Origin of the sequence: Microvirga sp. M2, assembly GCF_047497095.1 — a bacterium.
In the GTDB taxonomy this organism is placed as follows: Bacteria; Pseudomonadota; Alphaproteobacteria; order Rhizobiales; family Beijerinckiaceae; genus Microvirga.
Window position 1 is genome coordinate 3,844,236 of record NZ_CP134063.1, and the last position, 19,932, is coordinate 3,864,167.

24 protein-coding genes and 1 tRNA gene are annotated in these 19,932 nt (G+C 65.0%); 10 read left to right on the forward strand and 15 right to left on the reverse strand.

The window, feature by feature from the left end:
* Positions 1-70: 70 nt before the first annotated feature.
* The 7 genes from RE429_RS18265 to RE429_RS18295 all read left to right on the forward strand — a co-directional run bounded on the left by RE429_RS18265 (position 71) and on the right by RE429_RS18295 (position 5,282).
* On the forward strand, positions 71-262 hold the full coding sequence (locus tag RE429_RS18265; RefSeq protein ID WP_414472097.1) for a twin transmembrane helix small protein: 192 nt from the start codon (positions 71-73) through the stop codon (positions 260-262).
* A gap of 54 nt (positions 263-316) precedes the next feature.
* Positions 317-952 carry an acyloxyacyl hydrolase gene (locus RE429_RS18270; RefSeq protein WP_414472098.1) on the forward strand — a complete coding sequence of 212 codons (636 nt, stop codon included), beginning with the start codon at positions 317-319 and terminating at the stop codon, positions 950-952.
* A 27-nt stretch (positions 953-979) separates the two neighbouring features.
* The gene (locus tag RE429_RS18275; protein WP_414472099.1) at positions 980-1,555 is read left to right on the forward strand and encodes a cob(I)yrinic acid a,c-diamide adenosyltransferase; all 576 of its coding nucleotides are present in this window, start codon (positions 980-982) and stop codon (positions 1,553-1,555) included.
* Between the two features lie 205 nt (positions 1,556-1,760).
* Positions 1,761-2,510, forward strand: a complete 750-nt coding sequence (locus RE429_RS18280) for a rhomboid family intramembrane serine protease (RefSeq protein ID WP_414472100.1) — start codon at positions 1,761-1,763, stop codon at positions 2,508-2,510.
* A 103-nt stretch (positions 2,511-2,613) separates the two neighbouring features.
* Positions 2,614-3,363, forward strand: coding sequence for an electron transfer flavoprotein subunit beta/FixA family protein (locus RE429_RS18285; protein WP_414472101.1), 750 nt, complete (start codon positions 2,614-2,616; stop codon positions 3,361-3,363).
* A 12-nt stretch (positions 3,364-3,375) separates the two neighbouring features.
* A complete protein-coding gene (locus RE429_RS18290; protein ID WP_414472102.1) occupies positions 3,376-4,317 on the forward strand; it encodes an electron transfer flavoprotein subunit alpha/FixB family protein in 942 nt (313 codons plus the stop codon).
* Between the two features lie 83 nt (positions 4,318-4,400).
* Positions 4,401-5,282 carry a 3-hydroxybutyryl-CoA dehydrogenase gene (locus tag RE429_RS18295; protein ID WP_414472103.1) on the forward strand — a complete coding sequence of 294 codons (882 nt, stop codon included), beginning with the start codon at positions 4,401-4,403 and terminating at the stop codon, positions 5,280-5,282.
* A gap of 182 nt (positions 5,283-5,464) precedes the next feature.
* On the opposite strand, the gene RE429_RS18300 is transcribed toward RE429_RS18295, so the two are convergent.
* Positions 5,465-5,983 carry a DedA family protein gene (locus tag RE429_RS18300; RefSeq protein ID WP_414472104.1) on the reverse strand — a complete coding sequence of 173 codons (519 nt, stop codon included), beginning with the start codon at positions 5,981-5,983 and terminating at the stop codon, positions 5,465-5,467.
* A gap of 549 nt (positions 5,984-6,532) precedes the next feature.
* On the opposite strand from RE429_RS18300, the gene RE429_RS18305 reads away from it, so the two are divergent.
* The gene (locus tag RE429_RS18305) at positions 6,533-7,099 is read left to right on the forward strand and encodes an HNH endonuclease (RefSeq protein WP_414472105.1); all 567 of its coding nucleotides are present in this window, start codon (positions 6,533-6,535) and stop codon (positions 7,097-7,099) included.
* 24 nt (positions 7,100-7,123) lie between these two features.
* Here RE429_RS18305 and RE429_RS18310 read toward each other — a convergent pair whose 3' ends face one another.
* Complete coding sequence (locus RE429_RS18310; RefSeq protein WP_414472106.1) at positions 7,124-7,624, reverse strand: disulfide bond formation protein B; 501 nt, start codon at positions 7,622-7,624, stop codon at positions 7,124-7,126.
* Positions 7,625-7,635: 11 nt separating this feature from the next.
* Complete coding sequence (locus RE429_RS18315) at positions 7,636-8,217, reverse strand: YqaA family protein (RefSeq protein ID WP_414472107.1); 582 nt, start codon at positions 8,215-8,217, stop codon at positions 7,636-7,638.
* Between the two features lie 150 nt (positions 8,218-8,367).
* Between RE429_RS18315 and RE429_RS18320 the strand changes: the two genes are divergently transcribed.
* Positions 8,368-8,452, forward strand: a tRNA-Leu gene (locus RE429_RS18320).
* Positions 8,453-8,977: 525 nt separating this feature from the next.
* Positions 8,978-9,160, forward strand: a complete 183-nt coding sequence (locus RE429_RS18325) for a hypothetical protein (protein WP_414472108.1) — start codon at positions 8,978-8,980, stop codon at positions 9,158-9,160.
* A gap of 79 nt (positions 9,161-9,239) precedes the next feature.
* On the opposite strand, the gene RE429_RS18330 is transcribed toward RE429_RS18325, so the two are convergent.
* The 12 genes from RE429_RS18330 to RE429_RS18385 all read right to left on the reverse strand — a co-directional run bounded on the left by RE429_RS18330 (position 9,240) and on the right by RE429_RS18385 (position 19,894).
* Positions 9,240-9,944 (reverse strand): DUF1236 domain-containing protein, encoded by a 705-nt coding sequence (locus RE429_RS18330; RefSeq protein WP_414472109.1) that lies wholly within the window; start codon positions 9,942-9,944, stop codon positions 9,240-9,242.
* A gap of 104 nt (positions 9,945-10,048) precedes the next feature.
* On the reverse strand, positions 10,049-10,219 hold the full coding sequence (locus RE429_RS18335; RefSeq protein ID WP_414472110.1) for a hypothetical protein: 171 nt from the start codon (positions 10,217-10,219) through the stop codon (positions 10,049-10,051).
* A gap of 98 nt (positions 10,220-10,317) precedes the next feature.
* A complete protein-coding gene (locus RE429_RS18340) occupies positions 10,318-10,857 on the reverse strand; it encodes an RNA pyrophosphohydrolase (RefSeq protein ID WP_370438792.1) in 540 nt (179 codons plus the stop codon).
* Positions 10,858-11,061: 204 nt separating this feature from the next.
* Complete coding sequence (locus RE429_RS18345; protein ID WP_414472111.1) at positions 11,062-12,378, reverse strand: S41 family peptidase; 1,317 nt, start codon at positions 12,376-12,378, stop codon at positions 11,062-11,064.
* Positions 12,378-13,721, reverse strand: coding sequence for a murein hydrolase activator EnvC family protein (locus RE429_RS18350; RefSeq protein WP_414472112.1), 1,344 nt, complete (start codon positions 13,719-13,721; stop codon positions 12,378-12,380). The genes RE429_RS18345 and RE429_RS18350 overlap by 1 nt, the downstream gene beginning before the upstream one ends.
* Positions 13,722-13,736: 15 nt before the next feature.
* The gene (gene rlmH, locus RE429_RS18355) at positions 13,737-14,231 is read right to left on the reverse strand and encodes a 23S rRNA (pseudouridine(1915)-N(3))-methyltransferase RlmH (RefSeq protein ID WP_414472113.1); all 495 of its coding nucleotides are present in this window, start codon (positions 14,229-14,231) and stop codon (positions 13,737-13,739) included.
* Between the two features lie 17 nt (positions 14,232-14,248).
* Positions 14,249-14,629: a ribosome silencing factor gene (gene rsfS, locus RE429_RS18360; protein ID WP_414472114.1), complete on the reverse strand. Its 381-nt coding sequence runs from the start codon at positions 14,627-14,629 to the stop codon at positions 14,249-14,251.
* A 101-nt stretch (positions 14,630-14,730) separates the two neighbouring features.
* Positions 14,731-15,357 (reverse strand): nicotinate-nucleotide adenylyltransferase, encoded by a 627-nt coding sequence (locus RE429_RS18365; protein ID WP_414474243.1) that lies wholly within the window; start codon positions 15,355-15,357, stop codon positions 14,731-14,733.
* A gap of 26 nt (positions 15,358-15,383) precedes the next feature.
* On the reverse strand, positions 15,384-16,625 hold the full coding sequence (locus RE429_RS18370) for a glutamate-5-semialdehyde dehydrogenase (RefSeq protein ID WP_414474244.1): 1,242 nt from the start codon (positions 16,623-16,625) through the stop codon (positions 15,384-15,386).
* A 353-nt stretch (positions 16,626-16,978) separates the two neighbouring features.
* A complete protein-coding gene (proB, locus tag RE429_RS18375; protein WP_414472115.1) occupies positions 16,979-18,094 on the reverse strand; it encodes a glutamate 5-kinase in 1,116 nt (371 codons plus the stop codon).
* Positions 18,091-19,125, reverse strand: a complete 1,035-nt coding sequence (gene obgE / locus RE429_RS18380; protein ID WP_414472116.1) for a GTPase ObgE — start codon at positions 19,123-19,125, stop codon at positions 18,091-18,093. The genes proB and obgE overlap by 4 nt, the downstream gene beginning before the upstream one ends.
* 118 nt (positions 19,126-19,243) lie before the next feature.
* The gene (locus RE429_RS18385; protein WP_414472117.1) at positions 19,244-19,894 is read right to left on the reverse strand and encodes a GNAT family N-acetyltransferase; all 651 of its coding nucleotides are present in this window, start codon (positions 19,892-19,894) and stop codon (positions 19,244-19,246) included.
* Positions 19,895-19,932: the final 38 nt, after the last annotated feature.

The window sequence follows — 19,932 nt, forward strand, 5'->3', positions numbered from 1 at the left end:
CGCGTCAGACGCTCAAGGCTCCCCCTCGACCGGATCCGCGATCGCGGATCCGGGCATTCATGGAATTCAGATGACCAGCTTCGCCGACATCATTGTGCCCATCGCGGTTCTCGCCGTGGCGTTCGTCCTGCTGCTCGGCCTCATCAACATGCTGCGCGGCGGCAGCGCCAACAGGTCGCAGCACCTCATGCGGATGCGTGTGCTGCTTCAGTTCCTGGCCATCATCATCATCATGGGGGTTATCTGGTGGAGGGCGGTCTAGCCTGCACTGTCTTGACACTTTTCCGCCACGATTTGTATTAAGAGATCATTAGCCATGCAGGCCTACCCTGATGGCCTCTTCGATTTTTCAGCGGCGGATCTCTTCACAATGCGCGTCAGCAAAGCCATCGGCTTGGGGCTTTTCGTCCTTATTGCAGGATCGACAAGTCTCCTCGCTGCCGATGCCAGGAAGCCTTCCGCGCCGGCGCCGAGCCTTCTGTCCGAGTTCCGCATGGGCTTCTCCGCTCAGGATCCCTGGGGCCCTGAAGGCGACGGCGGCTCCGCGAATCTCACCGGCGAAATCCTTCTCGCGAAGCCCTTCACCGCGTCGGACCTGTTCACGAGCTACTTCATTCCCCGGCCGCATTTCGGCGGCAGCCTGAATTTCGACGATCGGACGAGCTTCGCCTATACGGGCCTGACCTGGACCTTCGACGTGACGCCCTCGCTGTTCGTCGAAGGCAGCATCGGCGGCGCCTTTCACAACGGCAAGAAAGAGGTTCACGACCCCCTCTCGGATCGTCAGTCGCTGGGCTGCTCTCCTCTCTTCCGCGAGTCCGGCTCGGTCGGCGTGCGCCTTTCCGCCAACTGGAGCGTGATGGCCACCATCGAGCATCTCTCCAATGCCGGCGCCTGCTCCGAGAATCGGGGCTTGACGAATGTCGGCGCACGGGTTGGGTATTCGTTCTGAACGAATCCTCTCGCAACCGGACCGGCCATGGTCGTTCTCAATCGCATCTACACCCGCACCGGGGATAAGGGCACCACGGCGCTGGCCGCCGGGGGGCGCCGCCTCAAGCACGACCTCCGCATCGAGGCCTTCGGCACCGTGGACGAAGCCAATGCCTGTATCGGGATGGCTCGCCTGCATATGCAGGGGCAGACGATCGATGCCATGCTGAGCCGCATTCAGAACGATCTCTTCGATCTCGGGGCCGATCTCGCCACCGTGGAGACGGACAAGCCGCTTCCTTACAAGCCGCTGCGGATTACGCAGGGACAGGTGGATCGGCTCGAGCAGGAAATCGATACGCTCAACGCCGATCTCGCTCCCTTACGCTCCTTCGTCCTGCCCGGCGGCACCCCCGCCGCCGCCGCCTTGCATCTAGCCCGCACGGTCTGCCGCCGCGCCGAGCGCAACGTGGTCGAATTGATGCAGAAGCCCGACGAGACGGTGTCGCAAGAGGTCGTCAAATATCTCAACCGGCTATCGGATTTTCTGTTCGTCGCCTCCCGCCACGTGAACGACAAGGGGGCCTTGGACGTCCTTTGGGTGCCCGGTCAGAATCGGTAGAACGGCGTGCGAATGGCAGGCCCAGGCCGATCGCAGATCCCGCCTTGCGACCGAGCGCAGGCATCGGATACGCCCGAGAATTCGTGTCCCGTTCGGGTTCGACGCTCTCTCCGAGACAGCGCATCGTTCTTTCCAAGAAGGAAGCAACGGATGGAATCCCAAAAGTAGATTCCACTTTTCACGTCCGATGCTCTAGGAGCCGATCATGTTTGTTCCGCTTCACGACGGCATCCCGCTCCAGCACATGAAAACCCCGGTCGTGGCCCGGTCCCTGATCGTGTTCTGCACGCTCGTCCATCTCTTTTTCGTCTTCGGGCCCCTCGGCCCGGACGAAATGGTGGCCGGGTTCGGTCTCATCCCGGCGGTTCTCTTCGGCTTCGAGACCCTGCCCCAGGGCTACCCCTTCGTGCCCGCCTGGATGACGCTCGGCACCAACATCTTCCTGCACGGGTCGTGGTTTCACCTGATCGGCAACATGCTGTTCCTCTGGGTGTTCGGCGACAACGTGGAGGACGCCATGGGGCATCTGCGCTTCCTGGCCTTCTTTCTGATCTGCGGCGTTGTCGCGAGCTTCGTCCACGCCCTCGCGTCCTTCTCCATGGTGGGGGCGAGCCTGCCCGATTCATTCATTCTGCCTGCTCCGCAACGCCCTCTCATCGGCGCTTCGGGCGGAGTGTCGGGGGTGGTCGCCGCCTATGTGATCCTCTATCCGCGGGTGCGGATCTGGGCCCTGTTTCTCGGCGGCATTCCCCTGCGCCTGCCGGCCTACTGGGCGATCGGCTTCTGGTTCGCCGTGCAGTTCGTGTCGGCCTTCTTCGGCTCCGATGAAGGCATCGGGTGGTTTGCCCATCTTGGCGGGTTCGTGGCAGGCGCTATTCTCATCCCGTTCATGCGTCACCGCTACGATCCGGTTCTGGCCCGCGCCGCGGCCCAGGAACTGCAGACGCCGCGTTGACATTCGAGGGCTTAAGGATACGGTCCGTTCCGCCTTTTTCCTATCTGTCCGGAGGGCTTCCCATGGGCCATTTCCGGATCTGACCTTCAATGAGGACAGACGAATGAAGCTTCTTGTGTGTGTGAAGCGGGTGGTTGATTACAACGTGAAGATCCGGGTGAAGTCGGACGGGTCCGGGGTGGAACTCGCCAACGTGAAGATGTCGATGAACCCGTTCGACGAGATCGCGGTCGAGGAGGCGGTGCGCCTCAAGGAACAGGGCAAGGCCAGCGAGATCGTCGCCGTCTCGATCGGCCCGCAGCAGGCCGGTGAGACCATCCGCACGGCGCTCGCCATGGGGGCCGACCGCGGCCTCCTGGTCAAGACCGACGCTTCCGTCGAGCCGCTTTCCGTCGCCAAGATCCTCAAGGGCGTGATCGCCCAGGAGCAGCCCGATCTGGTGATCATGGGCAAGCAGGCCATCGACGACGATGCCAACCAGACCGGCCAGATGCTCGCCGCCCTCTTGGGCTGGCCGCAGGGCACCTTCGCGTTCAAGGTCTCGTTAAGCGAGGGCGCGGTCGACGTGACCCGCGAGGTCGATGGCGGCCTGCAGACGGTGGGCTTGAAGCTGCCGGCGATCGTGACCACGGACCTGCGCCTCAACGAGCCGCGCTATGCCAGCCTGCCCAACATCATGAAGGCCAAGAAGAAGCCCCTCGCCGAGACCACGCCCGAGGCGCTCGGCGTCGATGTCGCGCCGCGCCTGAAGGTGCTCAAGACCGCCGAGCCCGGCGGCCGCAAGGCCGGCGTCAAGGTGGCCTCGGTGGCCGAACTCGTCGCCAAGCTCAAGACCGAAGCCGGCGTGCTCTAAGGGAGACCAGGAATGACCACGTTGCTGATTGCCGAGCACGACAACGCTCGGCTCAAAGATGCCACCCACAAGGCGCTCTCGGCCGCCCTGGCGCTCGGCGCGCCGGTGCATGTGCTGGTCGCCGGCGCCAACGCCCGCGCGGCGGCGGAAGCCGCGTCCCGGCTTGCGGGCGTCGACAAGGTGCTTTTGGCCGATGCTCCCGCTTACGAGCACCAGCTCGCCGAGCCGCTCGCGGCGCTGATCGTGGCGCTGGCCGGCCCCTATGCCGCCCTGGTGGCGGCCTCGACCTCGACCGGCAAGAACACCATGCCGCGGGTCGCGGCGCTGCTCGACGTGATGCAGGTCTCCGACATCACCAAGGTGGTGGCGCCCGACACCTTCGAGCGCCCGATCTATGCCGGCAACGCGATCCAGACCGTGCAGACGAGCGACCCGAAGACGGTGCTCACGGTGCGCACCGCCGCGTTCCCGGCGGCCGGAGAGGGCGGTTCGGCCGCCATCGAGACGGTGAGCGCGGCTGAGGATCCGCAGCTGTCGACGTTCAAGGGCGAGGAGATCGCCAAAACCGACCGGCCCGAGCTGACTTCGGCCAAGATCATCATCTCGGGCGGGCGCTCGCTCGGCTCGGCCGAGAACTTCAAGACCTACATCGAGCCGATCGCCGACCGGCTCGGCGCGGCGATGGGGGCCTCGCGGGCGGCGGTCGATGCCGGCTATGCGCCCAACGACTGGCAGGTCGGCCAGACCGGCAAGGTGGTGGCGCCCGATCTCTACATCGCGGTGGGGATTTCAGGGGCCATTCAGCATCTCGCCGGCATGAAGGATTCCAAGGTCATCGTGGCGATCAACAAGGACGAGGAAGCCCCGATCTTCCAGGTCGCCGATTACGGCCTCGTCGGCGACCTCTTCTCGATCCTGCCCGAACTCAAGGAGGAGTTGACCAAAGCCGGTTAATGGGGTCAGGAATAGAGGTATGATCGTCATCCGGGCAGCCCGTCCGCCCGGATACTTTAAGCATGGATGGTAGGCGAAGTCAGATGGGTATCGAGATCAAAACGGTGGGCGTGATCGGCGCGGGGCAGATGGGCAGCGGCATTGCGCATGTCTGCTCGCTCGCGGGTTTGAGCGTCCAGCTCCATGATCTCTCCGAGGACCGCATCAAGGCGGGCCTCGCCACCATCAACGGCAACATGGCCCGCCAGGTCGCCAAGGGAGCCATCGCCGACGCGGAGCGTCAGGCGGCGCTCGAGCGCATCAAACCTGCCCTGGGCTATGACGATCTCGCCGTCTGCGACCTCGTGATCGAGGCCGCGACCGAGAACGAGGACGTGAAGCGCAGGATCTTCACCAATCTCTGCCCCTCCCTGCGTCCGGAGACGATGGTCGCGACCAACACGTCCTCGATCTCCATCACCCGCCTCGCCGCGGCCACGGACCGCCCCGAAAAGTTCATCGGCATCCATTTCATGAATCCGGTGCCCGTGATGCAGCTCGTGGAGCTGATCCGCGGCATCGCGACCGACGATTCGACTTACGAATCCGCCAAGGAATTCATCGCCAAGCTCGGCAAGACCTCCACCGTCTCGGAGGATTTCCCGGCCTTCATCGTCAACCGCATCCTGCTGCCGATGATCAACGAGGCGATCTACACCCTCTACGAGGGCGTGGGCTCCGTCGAGGCCATCGACACCGCCATGCGCCTCGGCGCGAACCACCCGATGGGCCCTCTGCAGCTCGCCGACTTCATCGGGCTCGATACCTGTCTGTCGATCATGCAGGTGCTCTACGAGGGTCTGGCCGATTCCAAGTACCGCCCCTGCCCGCTCCTGGTGAAATACGTGGAGGCCGGCTGGCTCGGCCGCAAGACCAAGCGCGGCTTCTACGATTATCGTGGCGAGCACCCGGTTCCGACGCGCTGAACCGTCCTCCTCGCGCCGCCTCGTTCGGCAAGCCACTTCCCGGAGCCGCTTCCCGGAGCCGCTTCCCGGAGCTGCTTCCCCTCGCGGGAGCGGCTCTTTTCGTTGCAAGGCCGCGCATCGGGTTCGACATCGAGCCCACATCCGATGCTGCCGGTCTCTGCAGTCGAGCATCTCACGATGCTCTAAACGAAGCGGCGGAACAGATCCGCGAAGAAATAGGCCCCCAATCCCCAGAAGGCGGCCCAGGCCAGCGCACCCAGGGCATTCGCCAGGACGAACCGGGGCCATGGCATGCCGATCGTCCCGGCCAGGATGCCGTTGAGCTGCCGCAGGACCACCACGAAGCGCGCCGTCATCACCATGATGAAGCCCTTCTCGCGGGCCAGGGTCTCCACGCGAGCCAGCTTGTCCGGCGTCAGCTTGATCCGCGGCGCCAGCCACAGCAGCAGCGGGCGGCCGCCGACGCGCCCGATCAGATAGCCGGTGCTGTCTCCCAGCACCGCCCCGAGCCACGCCGCCAAGACGACATGGCCGATGGCCGGATCTCCCCGGGCGGCCAGCAGGGACACGGTGATCAGGGCGCTTTCGCCCGGAAGCGGCACCCCGAACGACTCGAAGTAGAGCACGACGAAGAGCGCGAGAGCCCCATAGGACGCGATGGCCGCGTCAAGCGACCCGAAAACGTGCTGAAGAATGCTCATGCTCCGCGGGATCCTCTCCTCTCCCGGGGTTAACCGGCCCAGCTTTCTTCCGTTGCGGAAGACCCGCTCCGCTTCCGATTCCTGTGAGGTGCGTCACAAACACCTTTGCGTGCCAACTTCACAACACCGTCACATTGCCTATAGTCTACTCAGACGGGACTACTCTTCTTTGAGAGGAGGCGATGTGACGATTCGCATCAAACCTGTTGCGAGGCCGGAGGCCAGTCCGGCCCTTATCCTCAATACCGGTGGCCGGTCTTTGAGCGATGGTCGTATGCCCATCCGTTGTTCGCAGGTTACGATCCGCGCGGCGTTCCTGGATCTCGCGAACGTCAGATCCGAATACGACAAAGCCTTTCGAAGTCCGAGCGCCGAATCCCGCTTCCCTTCGGCCTCCTGGACAGCCCGACCTTTCGCCCCTCCCCAATCTGGCCGTTCCCTGCTTCCACATCGTCCTGCGCATTCATGGCAAATGCCTCGATGGACGCCCGCGCGGACCGGCAGCCCGCCTCTATCGGCACAATCGCACGCTGGAATGGGGGGGCTCGCATGAACGTTCCCATCTCCAATCTGAGAACGCTCGTCCTGAATGCGGATCTGCAGCCGCTGAGCTGGGCCCCCTTGTCCATCTGGAACTGGCAGGACGCCTTCGTGGCCGTGATTCAGGACCGGGTCGTTCAGATCAAGACCTACGACGATGTCCTGGTCCACTCCGCCAATCAATCCTTCGAAGTTCCCGCAGTCGTCGCCCTCAAGCGCTATCGCAAGCGCAAGAAGGTCGCCTTCACCCGGTACCATCTGTTCCTGCGGGACGAATTCGCCTGCCAATATTGCGGGCAGAGATACGACGCCAAGGACCTGACCTTCGATCACGTCGTTCCTAAGAGCCGGGGCGGCATGTCGGCCTGGAGCAATATCGTCGCCTCCTGCAGCGCCGACAATCTCCGCAAAGGAAGCAAGACCCCGCAGCAGGCCGGCATGACCCTCAGGCGCAAGCCGTTCGAACCGTCTCCCCACGAACTCGACGCCATCGCCCGCCGTCTTCCGCAGGCACGGGACGATCTGCATCAGACCTGGATGGACTTCCTGTATTGGGATGCCGAGCTCGAAACATAGGCTCTGCCGCCCGCATCCTACGCCCTAACGTCCGAGAGCGAGCCCCTTGCCCACAGCCGCCTTCGCGGCGAAGGCCGCAAGGGCGAGCGATATCAGCACATTCCAGCCAGCCAACGACAGACCGAGAAAACGCCATGCGGCTGCCGTGCAGCTCACCACGCGCGTATTCTGCAGCTGGCTGAGAAAGTCACCCACATTTCCCGCCCCGGCGCCCGAGCCGCCCCCGCAATCGCTGGGCCCGACGAAGAAGCCCCACTCGACACCCGCATGATAAGCCCCGAGCCCTGCGCTCACGAGGAAGACCAAGGCAAGGAGCCACAGGCCCGCCCGGGTCCAGAAGGGCGGCAGCAAGGCCGCGACGACCCCCAGCGGCATGGCGACGTAATAGGGATTGCGCTGGATCAGGCACAGCTTGCAGGGCACATAGCCGAACCCATGCTCGAACACGAGCGCGCCGCCGATGGTGGCGGCTGCGGCCAGAACGACGGCCAGGGCGGCTTGGCGCATGGTCAGGCGAAGGCGCATGCCTGTCCCCCTCAGATGAGATAACGGAAGGCCACGAACCCGCCGATGACGACGAGAATGGCCACGGTTGCAACCAGATTGAAGTTGTTGTCGATCACCGATTTGATGCGCGGCCCGTACCGGCTCATGAGCAGCGCGACGAGGAAGAAGCGCGCTCCCCGGGTCAGGGCCGAGAGCAGGATGAACCATCCCAGGGAATAGCCCGCGAGACCCGACGTGATGGTGACGAGCTTGTAGGGGATCGGCGTGAGGCCCTTGAGAAGGATCACCCAGTGGCCGTATTCCGCATAGCCGTGCCGGAACGTCTCGACGCCGTGGGTCAGACCGTAGAACTCGAAGAGCCGGGCCCCGATCGTATCGTAGAAGGCCAGGCCGATCGCATATCCCAGAATGCCCCCGAGCACGGACGCGATGGTGCAGATCAGGGCATAGAACCACGCCCGGTCCGGGCGCGCCAACATCATGGGCACGAGCATCGCGTCCGGCGGCACGGGAAAGAACGAGCTCTCCGCGAAGGATACGGCCGCCAACGCATAGGGGGCCGAGGGCTTCGAGGCGAGAGACAGCGTCCAGTCGTAGAGGCGTCTGAGCATGGGATCCCGGCAGGTATCGGTCGTGAGGGTCGTACGCCCCGGCTTCTTTGAACACAAGCGGCCGGGAATAGCGAGAGGCAGGCTTCGCTCAAGCTTTCACATCTGCCTGATTGACCGTGCTCGATCCCTCATGGTACTCCGCACTTCCTTGCCCCTGTGGCGGAATTGGTAGACGCGCTCGACTCAAAATCGAGTTCCGCAAGGAGTGCTGGTTCGATCCCGGCCAGGGGCACCAAGACCCGCGACCCTCGATACGTCCGAGGGTTTTCATGCGGGCGTTCTGCGATGTCCGATCCGTTCGTCGAGATCCGACGAGATGCCTGTGCCGGCCGCGACAGAGCGGAAGAATCAGACGCCGCTTCGAAGAGACAGCGGATCCTCACTGTTCATCTCGCGCCCCACGATGCTCCGCTGCCTTGCCCTCGTCCGGGCGGGCCTTTCAAGGTCTGGACCTCCGGCTCGGAGAAGATTCGACCGACGACCGCGATCTCCTCCGTCGCTTTCAAAAAGCGAAGCGGCCGCGCCGGCCGGCGCCGGGCATACCGAGAGGACGGACTGGGGGAAGAGGACATCCGATTCTTCCCGGTTCAGATCACAGATCCATTGGGCTACCCCTTTTGCACATTTGGCAAATCAGGAGCCTTTTGGACAAATGGCCCTCGTTGAACGGCCAAGTCCCGTAGCTCGCTAAAATCGATAAAAGATGCGCGATGCAGGCGGCCGCAAGAAGCAACGATCGAAGACATGAAGGGGCACTACCATGGACCAAGAAGTCGAATTCGTCGCTCGCGCTCTTTATGACGCGGAGGACGATGCGCTGCTATGGGAAGCGGAGCCGGAAATCCTGAAGGAGGAATTCCGCCGTTATGCGCGTGCGGCCATCGCGATGATGCCGTCGCAGGAACCCCAGGCGCGTAAGAACGAGTTCCCATACGCGGCCTGAACCTTGACTGCGCCACGCAAAACGCCCGTGACGCGCTTTCTCGTCACGGGCGTTTCGAGGCGATCGGGTATCGGCGGTTTTAGCCGCGACGCTCGATGACCGTCACGATCTTGCGTGTCTTCGGCTCCACGATCACCACCTGATCCCGCACGATCACGTAGCGGCATTCAGGCAGGCCGTGAAGGATGCGCACCACGTCGTTCGGGCATGCATGCAGGTGTGTCACGACAGTTTCCGGGACGACGGTGCCGACGCTCACGGCAAAGTTCACGTTGTTCATCGGCTCGGTTCTCACGCTGCTGAAGGCCCGCGTGATTTCCGTGCGCTGCTCGCTCGTCACGTTGACGGAGCCGGCGGTGCTGCCGGTCGTGTTGGCAGCTCCGCCTCTCGTGTTGGAGGCCCCGCCCGCGGCGCCCGGGGTCCCGCCCGTCGAGCCGGATGTGGTGCCGCCCGCGGCGCCGCCCGAAGTGCCCGATGTTCCGCCCGACGCTCCGCCCGAGGTGCCACCGGAAGCGCCACCGGAAGCGCCGCCCGACTCGCCGGACGAAGCTCCTCCCGACGCGGCGCCGGAACTCGTGCCCGACGCGCCACCCGAGGTGGTGCCTGAAGCACCGCCTGAAGCACCGCCTGAGGCTCCACCGGAGGCGCCGCCGGAAACGCTGCCCGACGCGCCACCCGACGTTCCGCCTGCGCTGCCGCCTGAGCCGCCGCCCGTTTGAGCGATGGCCGCTACGCTTAACGAAAGAGCTGCCGCAGCAACGGTCGCCAACAAAGTTACGCGCATTGAGAACCCTCCATCGACGAGGAGCAGACCCCCTGCCCCTCACATGATCGTATCAACGGAGTGTATCCTTGAGGGTTCCGTTCCTAAGGCCGCTCGCTCTGGGATCACAGAGGCGAAATGCCGTGCTTCATGGCGGCGTAAAGAAGAACACCTCCGACGCAGGCGAGCAGCAGCAAGCCCAGCAGCAACGCGATCAGGAATCCGGAATCGAGGAAGATGCGAAAGTCCTTCGCGAGAGTGCTGCTCGGTTCAGGATCGAATGGCTCGTTCGTCACGGTCAATCTCTGGTGGTTGCGCGAAAGCGCGGGAACAACTTCGCCGGCTTCGCAGCGGTTCCAGCAGAGCGTGGCAGAGGCAGACAGATCGCCGGCGATCAGGCCCCTGTTTCCTGCGGCGCCAGATGGCCGAAGGCCGAGACGACGTTCTCATACACGCCGCGTTTGAAAGGAATGATCAGTTCCGGCAGCCGATGCATCTCTTCCCAGCGCCACTCGTCGAATTCAGGCTTGTGGTGCCCGCCGCCCGGCTGGGTAATGTTGATCTCGCTCTCCTCGCCTTCGAACCGGAAGGCGAACCATTTTTGCGTTTGCCCGCGATAGCGCCCCCGCCACGCGCGCCCGGCCACCATGGATGGCAGATCGTAGGAATACCAATCGGGCGCTTCGGCAAGCAACCTCACCGAGCGGACGCTGGTTTCCTCGTACAACTCACGCAAAGCTGCCTGATAAGGGTCCTCACCGGGATCGATGCCGCCCTGGGGCATCTGCCATGCATAGCCGTCGGCGACCTGATCGCTTGTGTCGGAATGACGCCGCCCGATGAAAACCTGGCCCTGCTTATTGAGCAGCATGACGCCGACGCAGGAGCGGTATGGCAATTCCTTCCTGCTCTGCGGGCTTTTGGCGTTTCTCATCAGACATTCACTCCCTTGCCTCGCCCCCACGTTCGCCGATCATCTCAGTCATCGCCGGCTTGCATCGATGGTTCCAAAGATCGTGCTGTAGAGTGCCGTTTCGGAGAAGTCTGCACAAGCCGTTCCGTGCGATTGTCAAAGCCTGAATGAAAAAGCCTGGCGTCCGTCGACGCCAGGCTCGATGGTCTTGCGATGCTGCCGCGCTCAGTTCGGAGTCGGCGCGGTGTTGTTGGCCGCGCCCTTGCGCACGCCGTGGAGCAGATCATAAGCCGCCAGGAGCTGCTTGTCCTTGGTCGGATCCGGCGGAACGTAAGCGGAGGAACCGCCGCGCTCTTCCTTCTCGCCTCCGTTCTGCAGGTGACCGCGCAGACCGGCTTCACCCTTGGTCTCATCCTTGCCCTTCAGATCGTCGGGCACGTCCTGCAGCACCTCGATGTCGGGATCGATGCCCTTGGCCTGGATCGAGCGACCCGACGGAGTGTAGTAGCGCGCCGTGGTCAGGCGCACCGCACCGTTGCCGCCGAGCGGGATGATGGTCTGCACGGAGCCCTTGCCGAACGAACGGGTGCCGAGCACCGTCGCACGCTTGTGGTCCTGCAGGGCGCCGGCCACGATCTCGGATGCGGAGGCCGAGCCGCCGTTCACCAGCACGACGAGCGGCTTACCCTTGGTCAGGTCGCCGGACTTGGCGCTGAAGCGCTGCGTATCCTCCGCATTGCGGCTGCGGGTCGAGACGATCTCGCCGCGATCGAGGAAGGCGTCGGAGACCATGATCGCCTGATCGAGCAGGCCGCCCGGGTTATTGCGCAGGTCGATGACGAAGCCCGCCACCTTGTCGGCGCCGATATCCTGGGTGAGCTTCTCGATCCCCGAGCGCAGACCATCATAGGTCTGCTCGTTGAACTGCGTGATGCGCAGAACGCCGATATCGCCTTCGGCGCGGGCGCGCACCGGCCGGACCTTGATGGTCTCGCGGGTGAGCTTCACCTCGATCGGATCCTTCGATTCCTTGCGCTGGATCTTCAGAATCACCGAGGAATTGACAGGGCCGCGCATCTTGTCGACGGCCTGGTTCAGGTTAAGGCCCTGAACCTGGTCGCCGTCGATCTGGGTGATGACGTCGTTGGCCAGGATGCCGGCGCGGGACGCCGGCGTGTCGTCGATCGGCGTCACCACCTTCACGAGGCCGTCTTCCATCGTCACTTCGATGCCCAGACCGCCGAATTCACCGCGGGTCTGGACCTGCATGTCGCGGAAGCTCTTGGCATCCATGTAGCTCGAATGCGGATCGAGCGAGGTCAGCATCCCGTTGATGGCAGACTCGACGAGCTTCGATTCGTCGGGCTTCTCGACGTAATCCGTACGGACCTTCTCGAAGACGTCTCCGAAAAGGCTCAGCTGTCGGTAGGTATCGGCCGAGGCGGCAACTGCGCCCGAGGTCATCAGGCTTGTCTGCGACACCATGGTCGCGCCGCCTGCGCCGATAGCCACACCGAGAATCAATAGGGAGAGTTTGCGCATTATCCGCGAACCTTTTCGCTTTGCGATTTCGCCCACCAGGGACCTGGGTCGATTGAACCGCCGTCTTTCCTGAACTCAACATAGAGGACGGGGTTGTTCTTTTCTATGGCAGATCCAGTCAAACTCATGGGTGAGATATCGCCCATGGTCGCGACTGGCTCGCCAGCGAGCACGAATTGCCCGACATCGACGTTGATTTGGTCCATACCGGCCAGAAGAACATAATATCCCCCGCCCGCATTGATGATCAAGAGTCGACCGTAAGACCGGAAGGGCCCCGCGAAGGCAACCCAGCCGTCCGCCGGTGATACGACAGCTGCCTTCGGACGCGTGGTGATCGAAATGCCGCGCGTCGTTCCGCCATAGCCGTCGTCCGAGCCGAAAGTCGATGTCACGTCCCCGCCGACGGGCCTTGGGAGCAGGCCCTTCGCCTCCGAGAACGGGATCTTGGGCGCCAGCCGGGCCGGATCGCGGAAGGCCGCCTGGGCGAAACGCTCCTTGGCCTCGCGATCCTGCGCCTCGGCCGCCTTGCGGGCCTCCTCGGCCGCCCTTTGGGCGCTGGCGATTTCCGCCTCCATGCGGTCGATCAATTCTTTGAGAGTTCCCGCCTGGCGGGCGAGTTCCGCCGCCTTGTCCCGCTCGGCCCCGTAATTGCGCTCCACCTCGGACATGCGGCTCTGACGGGCGTCCATGAGCGCGGTCAGGCGATGCTGCTCGCCGTTCAAGGTCCCCAGTTCCGCATCGAGGGTGCTGCGGTCGATCGCGATTGCCTCCTTGAGGCGGACCAGCTCGGCGAGATCCGAGGCCAGAACCTCGGCCTCGGCCCTGAGTTCGGGCAGCACCGCCCCCAGCATGATGGAGGCCCGCACGGCCTCGAGCATGTCCTCCGGCCGCACCAGGACGGCGGGCGGTGGGCGGCGGCCCATGCGCTGGAGGGCGGCGAAGACCTCGACGATCACGCCGCGGCGGCTCTCCAGGGAGCGGCGAATGGCCGCCTCGGAGGCCGTCAGGGTCTGGAGACGCTGCTCCAGCGCCCGAATCCGGTCCTCCGTCTCCCGAACCCGCCCGGCGGTTTCGATCAGGGTGGCATTGAGCTTGGCCCGGTCCGTCTTGATCGTTTCGACCTCGGCCGCGAGGCGCCTCTGGGCTTCGGCGCTCGCGTTCATGGCCTCCTCGAGGACCTTGAGGTCGTTCTGGCGCTTCCTTTTCTCCTCCCCGGTTTCCGCCGTGGCCTTCGAGGCGCCCGCCGCAGGCGCGGGCGCCTGCTGGGCCCGGACCGGGCCCAGGGCAAAGACCGCCAGGCATGCGGCAAAGCCCAGGGCTTTGCGGGAGGAGGGATTCATGAAGCGGATCATTCGTCAGGAATCATCGTGACCGGCACGATGATAAGGGTGCCCGGCCATGATTGTCAGCGCCCGATAAAGCTGCTCGGCCACGAGCGCCCTGACGATCTGGTGCGGCATCGTGAGCGCACCGAAGGAAACCACCAGTTCGGCGCGCCGGCGGATCCTGGGATCGAGCCCGTCCGGCCCCCCGATCACGCAGGCCACACCGGCCCGGCCCTCGTCGCGCCACTGCCTGATTCGCTCGGCGAAGGCCTCGCTCGAGGGGCTTTTGCCGCGCTCGTCGAACACGATCAGGACGGAGGATCCGGCCTTGTCCAGGAGGGCGTCGGCCTCTTCCGCGCGGCGGTCGTCATCCCGGCGCGCCCGGCTCTCCGGCAACTCGACGATGTCGAGGCCGGCCAGGCCCAAGGCCCGGCCCATGCCGTCCACCCTCTGCCTGTATCGCTCGACCAGCTCCCGTTCGGGGCCGCTCTTGAGACGGCCCACGGCCAGCAAGCTCAGTCGCAACGGTTCAAGCCTTCAGTTCAGCTCGCACGGTCCTGCGGGCGGTCGGCGCCCCACATCTTCTCGAGGTTGTAGAAGCCACGCACCTCGGGGCGGAAAACGTGGACGAGAATGTCGCCGGCGTCGATGAGCACCCAATCGCAGGCAGGCAGGCCTTCCACGCGCGGAGTGCCGAAGCCCTTGTCCTTGAGATCCTTGACCAGACGGTCGGCGATCGCGCCCACGTGACGGTGGGAACGGCCCGATGTGACGATCATGGTATCAGCCAGGGAGGTCTTACCGGCCAGGTCGATTTCGACCGTGTTTTCGGCCTTCATGTCCTCGATGGAAGCCAGGACGGCGGCCCGGATGTCCTCATCCTGCGGAGCAGTCGCTCCGGAGAGAGGGGGAAGCGTGTTCATATCCGCTTCGAGAGAATTCAGTCGGTTCAGGTTCAAGCCCTTTCTAAGCAGCGCTCATAGGGAGCGCCGATTCTTAAGATAAGATCGGATGCCCCGATCTTTCAACGTCCCCCTGAAGGAGAAGTTCGCCCCATTTGCCGCAGCATTGTGGAGGACAGGTGCGAGCGGGGGCCGTGCAGAAAGACCCAGGCCGGCGGCCTGAGATCCGCCAGCGCCCGCGCCTCCCCCTCGGGGATGCGCCGTCCCGACAGGACCGCCGCGCCGCGGGAGCGCATCGCCTTGAGGGTCCAGCCGGGGCGGTCGATGATGGCGATGGGCATCAGTTGGGCGATGCGCCGCCAGCCGCGCCAGCGATGAAAGCCCGCCAGATTGTCCGCGCCCATGATCCACACGAACCGCACGCCCGGAAACCGCCGCCTGAGATAGGCCAGGGTATCGACCGTGTACCGGGCCCCGATATCCTCCTCGAAGGCGGTGACGTCGATGCGCGGGTCGTCTGCGACGTCCCTCGCCTGTGCGGCCCGCATCCGGGTGGACGCCAGACCGCCGGTGTCCTTGAGGGGATTTCCCGGGGTGACGATCCACCAGATGCGGTCGAGCCCGAGGCGCTTGAGCGCCATGAGGCTCACGTGGCGGTGTCCGGCATGGGCGGGGTTGAACGAGCCGCCATAGAGCCCGATCCGCATGCCGGGGGTGGCCGGCGGCATGCGCACGAGCCCCGACGGCATGAGACGGAAACGGGAGGAAGGAGAGATCACGGACGCGTCTGACCCGAACCGTGAATGCGATACTTGAACGACGTCAGCTGCTCCACGCCGACGGGACCGCGCGCATGCATGCGGCCCGTCGCGATGCCGATCTCGGCCCCGAACCCGAACTCGCCGCCGTCGGCGAACTGCGTCGAGGCATTGTGGAGCACGATGGCCGAATCCACCTCCCGGAGGAAGCGCTCCGCCGCCGCGGCATCGTCCGTGACGATGGAATCGGTATGATGCGAGCCGTAGGTCTCGATATGCGCGATGGCCTCGTCCAACCCATCCACCACGCGCACGGATATGACGGCATCGAGATATTCGGTGCGCCAATCCTCTTCCGTCGCAGGCGTCACGCGCGGATCGGCGGCCTGCGTGGCCGTGTCGCCGCGCACGGCGCAGCCGGCATCCAGCAGCATCAGCACGAGCGGCGTCAAATGGGTGTCGGCGCAGGCGCGATCGACGAGCAGGGTCTCGGCCGAACCGCAGACGCCCGTGCGCCGCATCTTGGCGTTCAGCACGACCCTCTTCGCCATCTCCGGATCGGCCTGCCCATGCACGAACACGTGATTGAGACCTTCGAGATGCGCGAAGACCGGCACGCGCGCCTCCTCCTGAACCCGGGCCACGAGGCTCTTGCCCCCGCGCGGCACGATCACGTCGAGATTTCCGTCGAGGCCCGCCAGCATGGCCCCTACGGCGGCACGGTCGCGCGTGGGAACGAGGCGAATGGCGTCGGCGGGCAGCCCTGCCTTCTCGAGGCCCTCGCTCATGGCGTCCGCAATGGCGAGCGCGCTGCGGAAGCTGTCGGAGCCGGTGCGCAGGATGGCGGCATTGCCAGCCTTGAGGCACAGGGCGCCCGCATCCGCCGTCACATTCGGGCGGCTCTCGAAGATCACGCCGATGACGCCGAGCGGCGTCGCGACGCGCTCGATCCTCAGGCCGTTGGGACGCTCGAACCGCGCCAGAAGGCGGCCGACGGGGTCAGGCAGTTCGGCGATGCTCTCCACGGCGGCCGCGATGGCTTCGAGACGCTCCGGGTTGAGGACGAGGCGATCGATGAAGGCCGGCGTCTGCCCCTTGGCCCGGGCCTCGGCCAGATCCTCGGCATTGGCCGCGAGGATGACGGATTCCCGCGCTCGGATGCTGGCCGCCATGGCGCGCAGGGCCGCATTCTTCTCGTCGTTCGAGGCCAGGGCGATGCTGCGGGCGGCCCGGCGGGCGCGGCGCCCGAGATCGGCCATGAGCACCGGGATGTGCACCGGGATGAGCGCCGGGACGTCCGGATTCCCAACCGAAGCCGCACCTGATGCGTTGAGGTGTTCGACGAGCGGCTTCCCGCTCAAGGCTCGCGTATCGTCCATATCCAAGTCCCAGCCCTCCGATCCGCGGAGGGAAACCTGCCTTCAGAAATCCACAGCATGCCGGGCTGCCCCGGAGCCGAGCCGTCCCATCCCGCACATCGCGGCGTATCCCGAGATCCGGGTGGCACTATAAATCCTGGCACGGACCTTTCTACCCTGCGACCTTAAAGATCAAGGACTTCCTTTCCTACGACGCCGGCCGCCCGGAGCCTGCCGGGAATCGTGAGCGCCGATCAGTCGCCGAGCGCCATGTCGTCCCGGTGGATCATCTCGGCGCGGCCGGCATAGCCGAGGATCGCCTCGATCTCGCGGCTCGGACGACCGATGATGCGCGAGGCCTCTTCGGCGTCGTAGGCGACGAGGCCGCGCCCGAGGACACGGCTCTCGTCGCGGATCGTGACCGCATCGCCGCGATGGAACGTGCCCTCGATGCGCCGCACGCCGACCGGCAGGAGACTTGCGCCGCCCTTCAGAGCGCGTGCCGCTCCCTCATCGACGATGATCGTGCCGCGCGGCTCTAGCGCGCCGGCGATCCACGTCTTGCGCGCGGTCGCGGGATTGGATGGCGAGAGAAACCAGGTGCAGAGCCCGCCCTCGGCGATGCGCCTCAAAGGGTTCTTCGCGCGCCCGTCGGCGATGATCATGTGCGTGCCGCCGGACGTGGCGATCTTGCCCGCTTCGACCTTGGTGCGCATGCCGCCGCGCGACAGCTCGGACGCCGCGCCTCCCGCCATGGCCTCGATGGCCGGCGTGATTCGCTGGACGACGGGAATATGCTGCGCATCGGGATCGGATGCGGGCGGCGCCGTGTAGAGCCCGTCGATATCCGAGAAGAGCACCAGAAGATCCGCGCCGATCATGGTGGCCACGCGCGCCGCCAGACGATCGTTGTCGCCATAGCGGATCTCGGACGTCGCCACCGTATCGTTCTCGTTGATCACCGGTACGGCGCGCAGTTCGAGCAGTTTGAGCGTCGTCGCGCGCGCATTGAGATAGCGCCGCCGCTCCTCCGTGTCGGAGAGCGTCACCAGGATCTGGCCTGCGGTGATGCCGTGGTGCGCCAGAACCTCCGACCAGGTGCGCGCAAGCGCGATCTGGCCGACGGCCGCGGCCGCCTGGCTCTCCTCGAGCCGCAAGGGTCCGGACGGCAGCCCCAGAACCGTGCGCCCCATGGCGATCGCGCCGGAGGAGACGACGAGAACATCCGCGCCTTTGGCATGAAGGTCGGCGATGTCCTCGGCGAGCGCCGCCAGCCATGCGTGGTTCAGGCGGCCCCGCGCGCGGTCCACCAGGAGCGCTGAGCCGACTTTCAGGACGACACGGCGAAACTGGCTGATCTGGGGGCTCACGGACGCCACTCTTCTTCGGTCGCGACGGTCTCTTCCTCGGCCTTCGCCTCGTCGATGACGGTCAAAAGCGCCTGCAGAACATCCTGCACGCCCTGGCCCGACGCGGAGGACATCACGAGAGGCGTGCGCTTGCAGGCCTTCTTCAGAACCTTGAGCTGCTCTTTCAGGGTGTCCTCGTCCAGCGCATCGGCTTTCGAGAGCGCGACGATCTCGGGCTTGTCGGCAAGCCCGTGGCCATAGGCCTCGATCTCGTGACGGACGGTCTTGTAGGCCTCGCCCGCATTCTCGCTCGTGCCTTCGACGAGATGCAGCAGCACGCGGCAGCGTTCCACATGGCTCAGGAAACGGTCGCCGAGACCGATGCCCTCCGAGGCTCCCTCGATCAGGCCCGGGATGTCCGCCAGCACGAACTCTCGCCCGTGGACGCGCACGACCCCGAGGCCCGGATGGAGCGTGGTGAACGGATAATCGGCGATCTTGGGCTTCGCCGCGGTGACGGCGGCCAGAAAGGTCGACTTGCCGGCATTGGGCAATCCGACGAGACCGGCATCGGCAATCAGCTTCAGGCGCAGGATGAGCGTGTGCTCGATGCCCTCCTGGCCCGGATTGGCCCGGCGCGGCGCGCGGTTGGTGGAGGTGGTGAAATAGGCATTGCCGAAGCCGCCGTTGCCGCCTTTGGCGAGCAGCACGCGCTGGCCCACATGGGTCATGTCGGCGATGACGGTTTCCCCGTCCTCTTCCAGGATTTCCGTACCGGCCGGCACTTTCAGCACCGCATCGGCGCCCTTGGCGCCGGCGCGGTTCTTGCCCATGCCGTGGCCGCCGGTCTTGGCCTTGAAATGCTGCTGGTAGCGGTAATCGATGAGCGTGTTGAGCCCCTCTACGCATTCCGCCCACACGTCGCCGCCGCGGCCGCCGTCACCGCCGTCCGGTCCGCCGAATTCGATGAATTTTTCGCGGCGGAACGACACGGCGCCCGCGCCGCCATTGCCTGAGCGAATATAGATCTTGGCTTGGTCGAGAAATTTCATAACCCGTATCCTTTACGGGACAACATGCCCATGAGCAACGCACACGCACGGGCAACGCGGTCAAAAGAGAAGCGCTCCCGAATGGATTCGGGAGCGCTTCGGTTGGTTCACGGTTCGCTCAACTCGCCAGCGAGATGGAGCGGTCCAGCTCCACCTCGACACAAGCGGGCTCGGGAATGAAGCCGGTGTGGCTCCAGGTCTTCAGGCTTTCCCAGGTCCGCCGGTCGAGACGGAAATGGTCGACCGGATAGAAGCCGCACCGGGCCGGCAGCTCGGACAGCCCCGCACCCTGATAGGCAAAGCCGCACTTTTCCAGCACGCGCCGCGAGGCCGGATTGATCACCCGGGCAGAGGCCGTGACCTCGACCCCGTCGCCGTAAGCGAAGAAGGCGTCGATCAAGGCCCGGGCCGCTTCGGTGCCGTAGCCCTGCCCCCAGGACGGGATGCCGAGCCAATAGCCGAGATTGGGCTTGCCGGTCTCGGAATCGGCCGTGATGGCGACCATCCCGATGAGGCTGTTCGGCTTGCCCTTGGGGGTGATCGCCAGCTGCAGGCCCTCGCCGTTCGCGTTGGACCGCCTCGCCTCGAAGATGAATCTCTCGGCTTGGTCCGGATGGTACGGATGCGGAATTCGAGCCGTCATGTCCGCGACAGGTTTCTCACCGGCAAGGCGTACGACGGCTTGTGCATCCGCAAGGCGAGGCCAGCGCAGCCACAGGCGGCGGGTCTCGAGACGGAAAACATCGTCACGGGTGAGGTCGGGAAACATGATCTTGCTCCGATCCGAATGGGCCTCCCTGGCCCGGA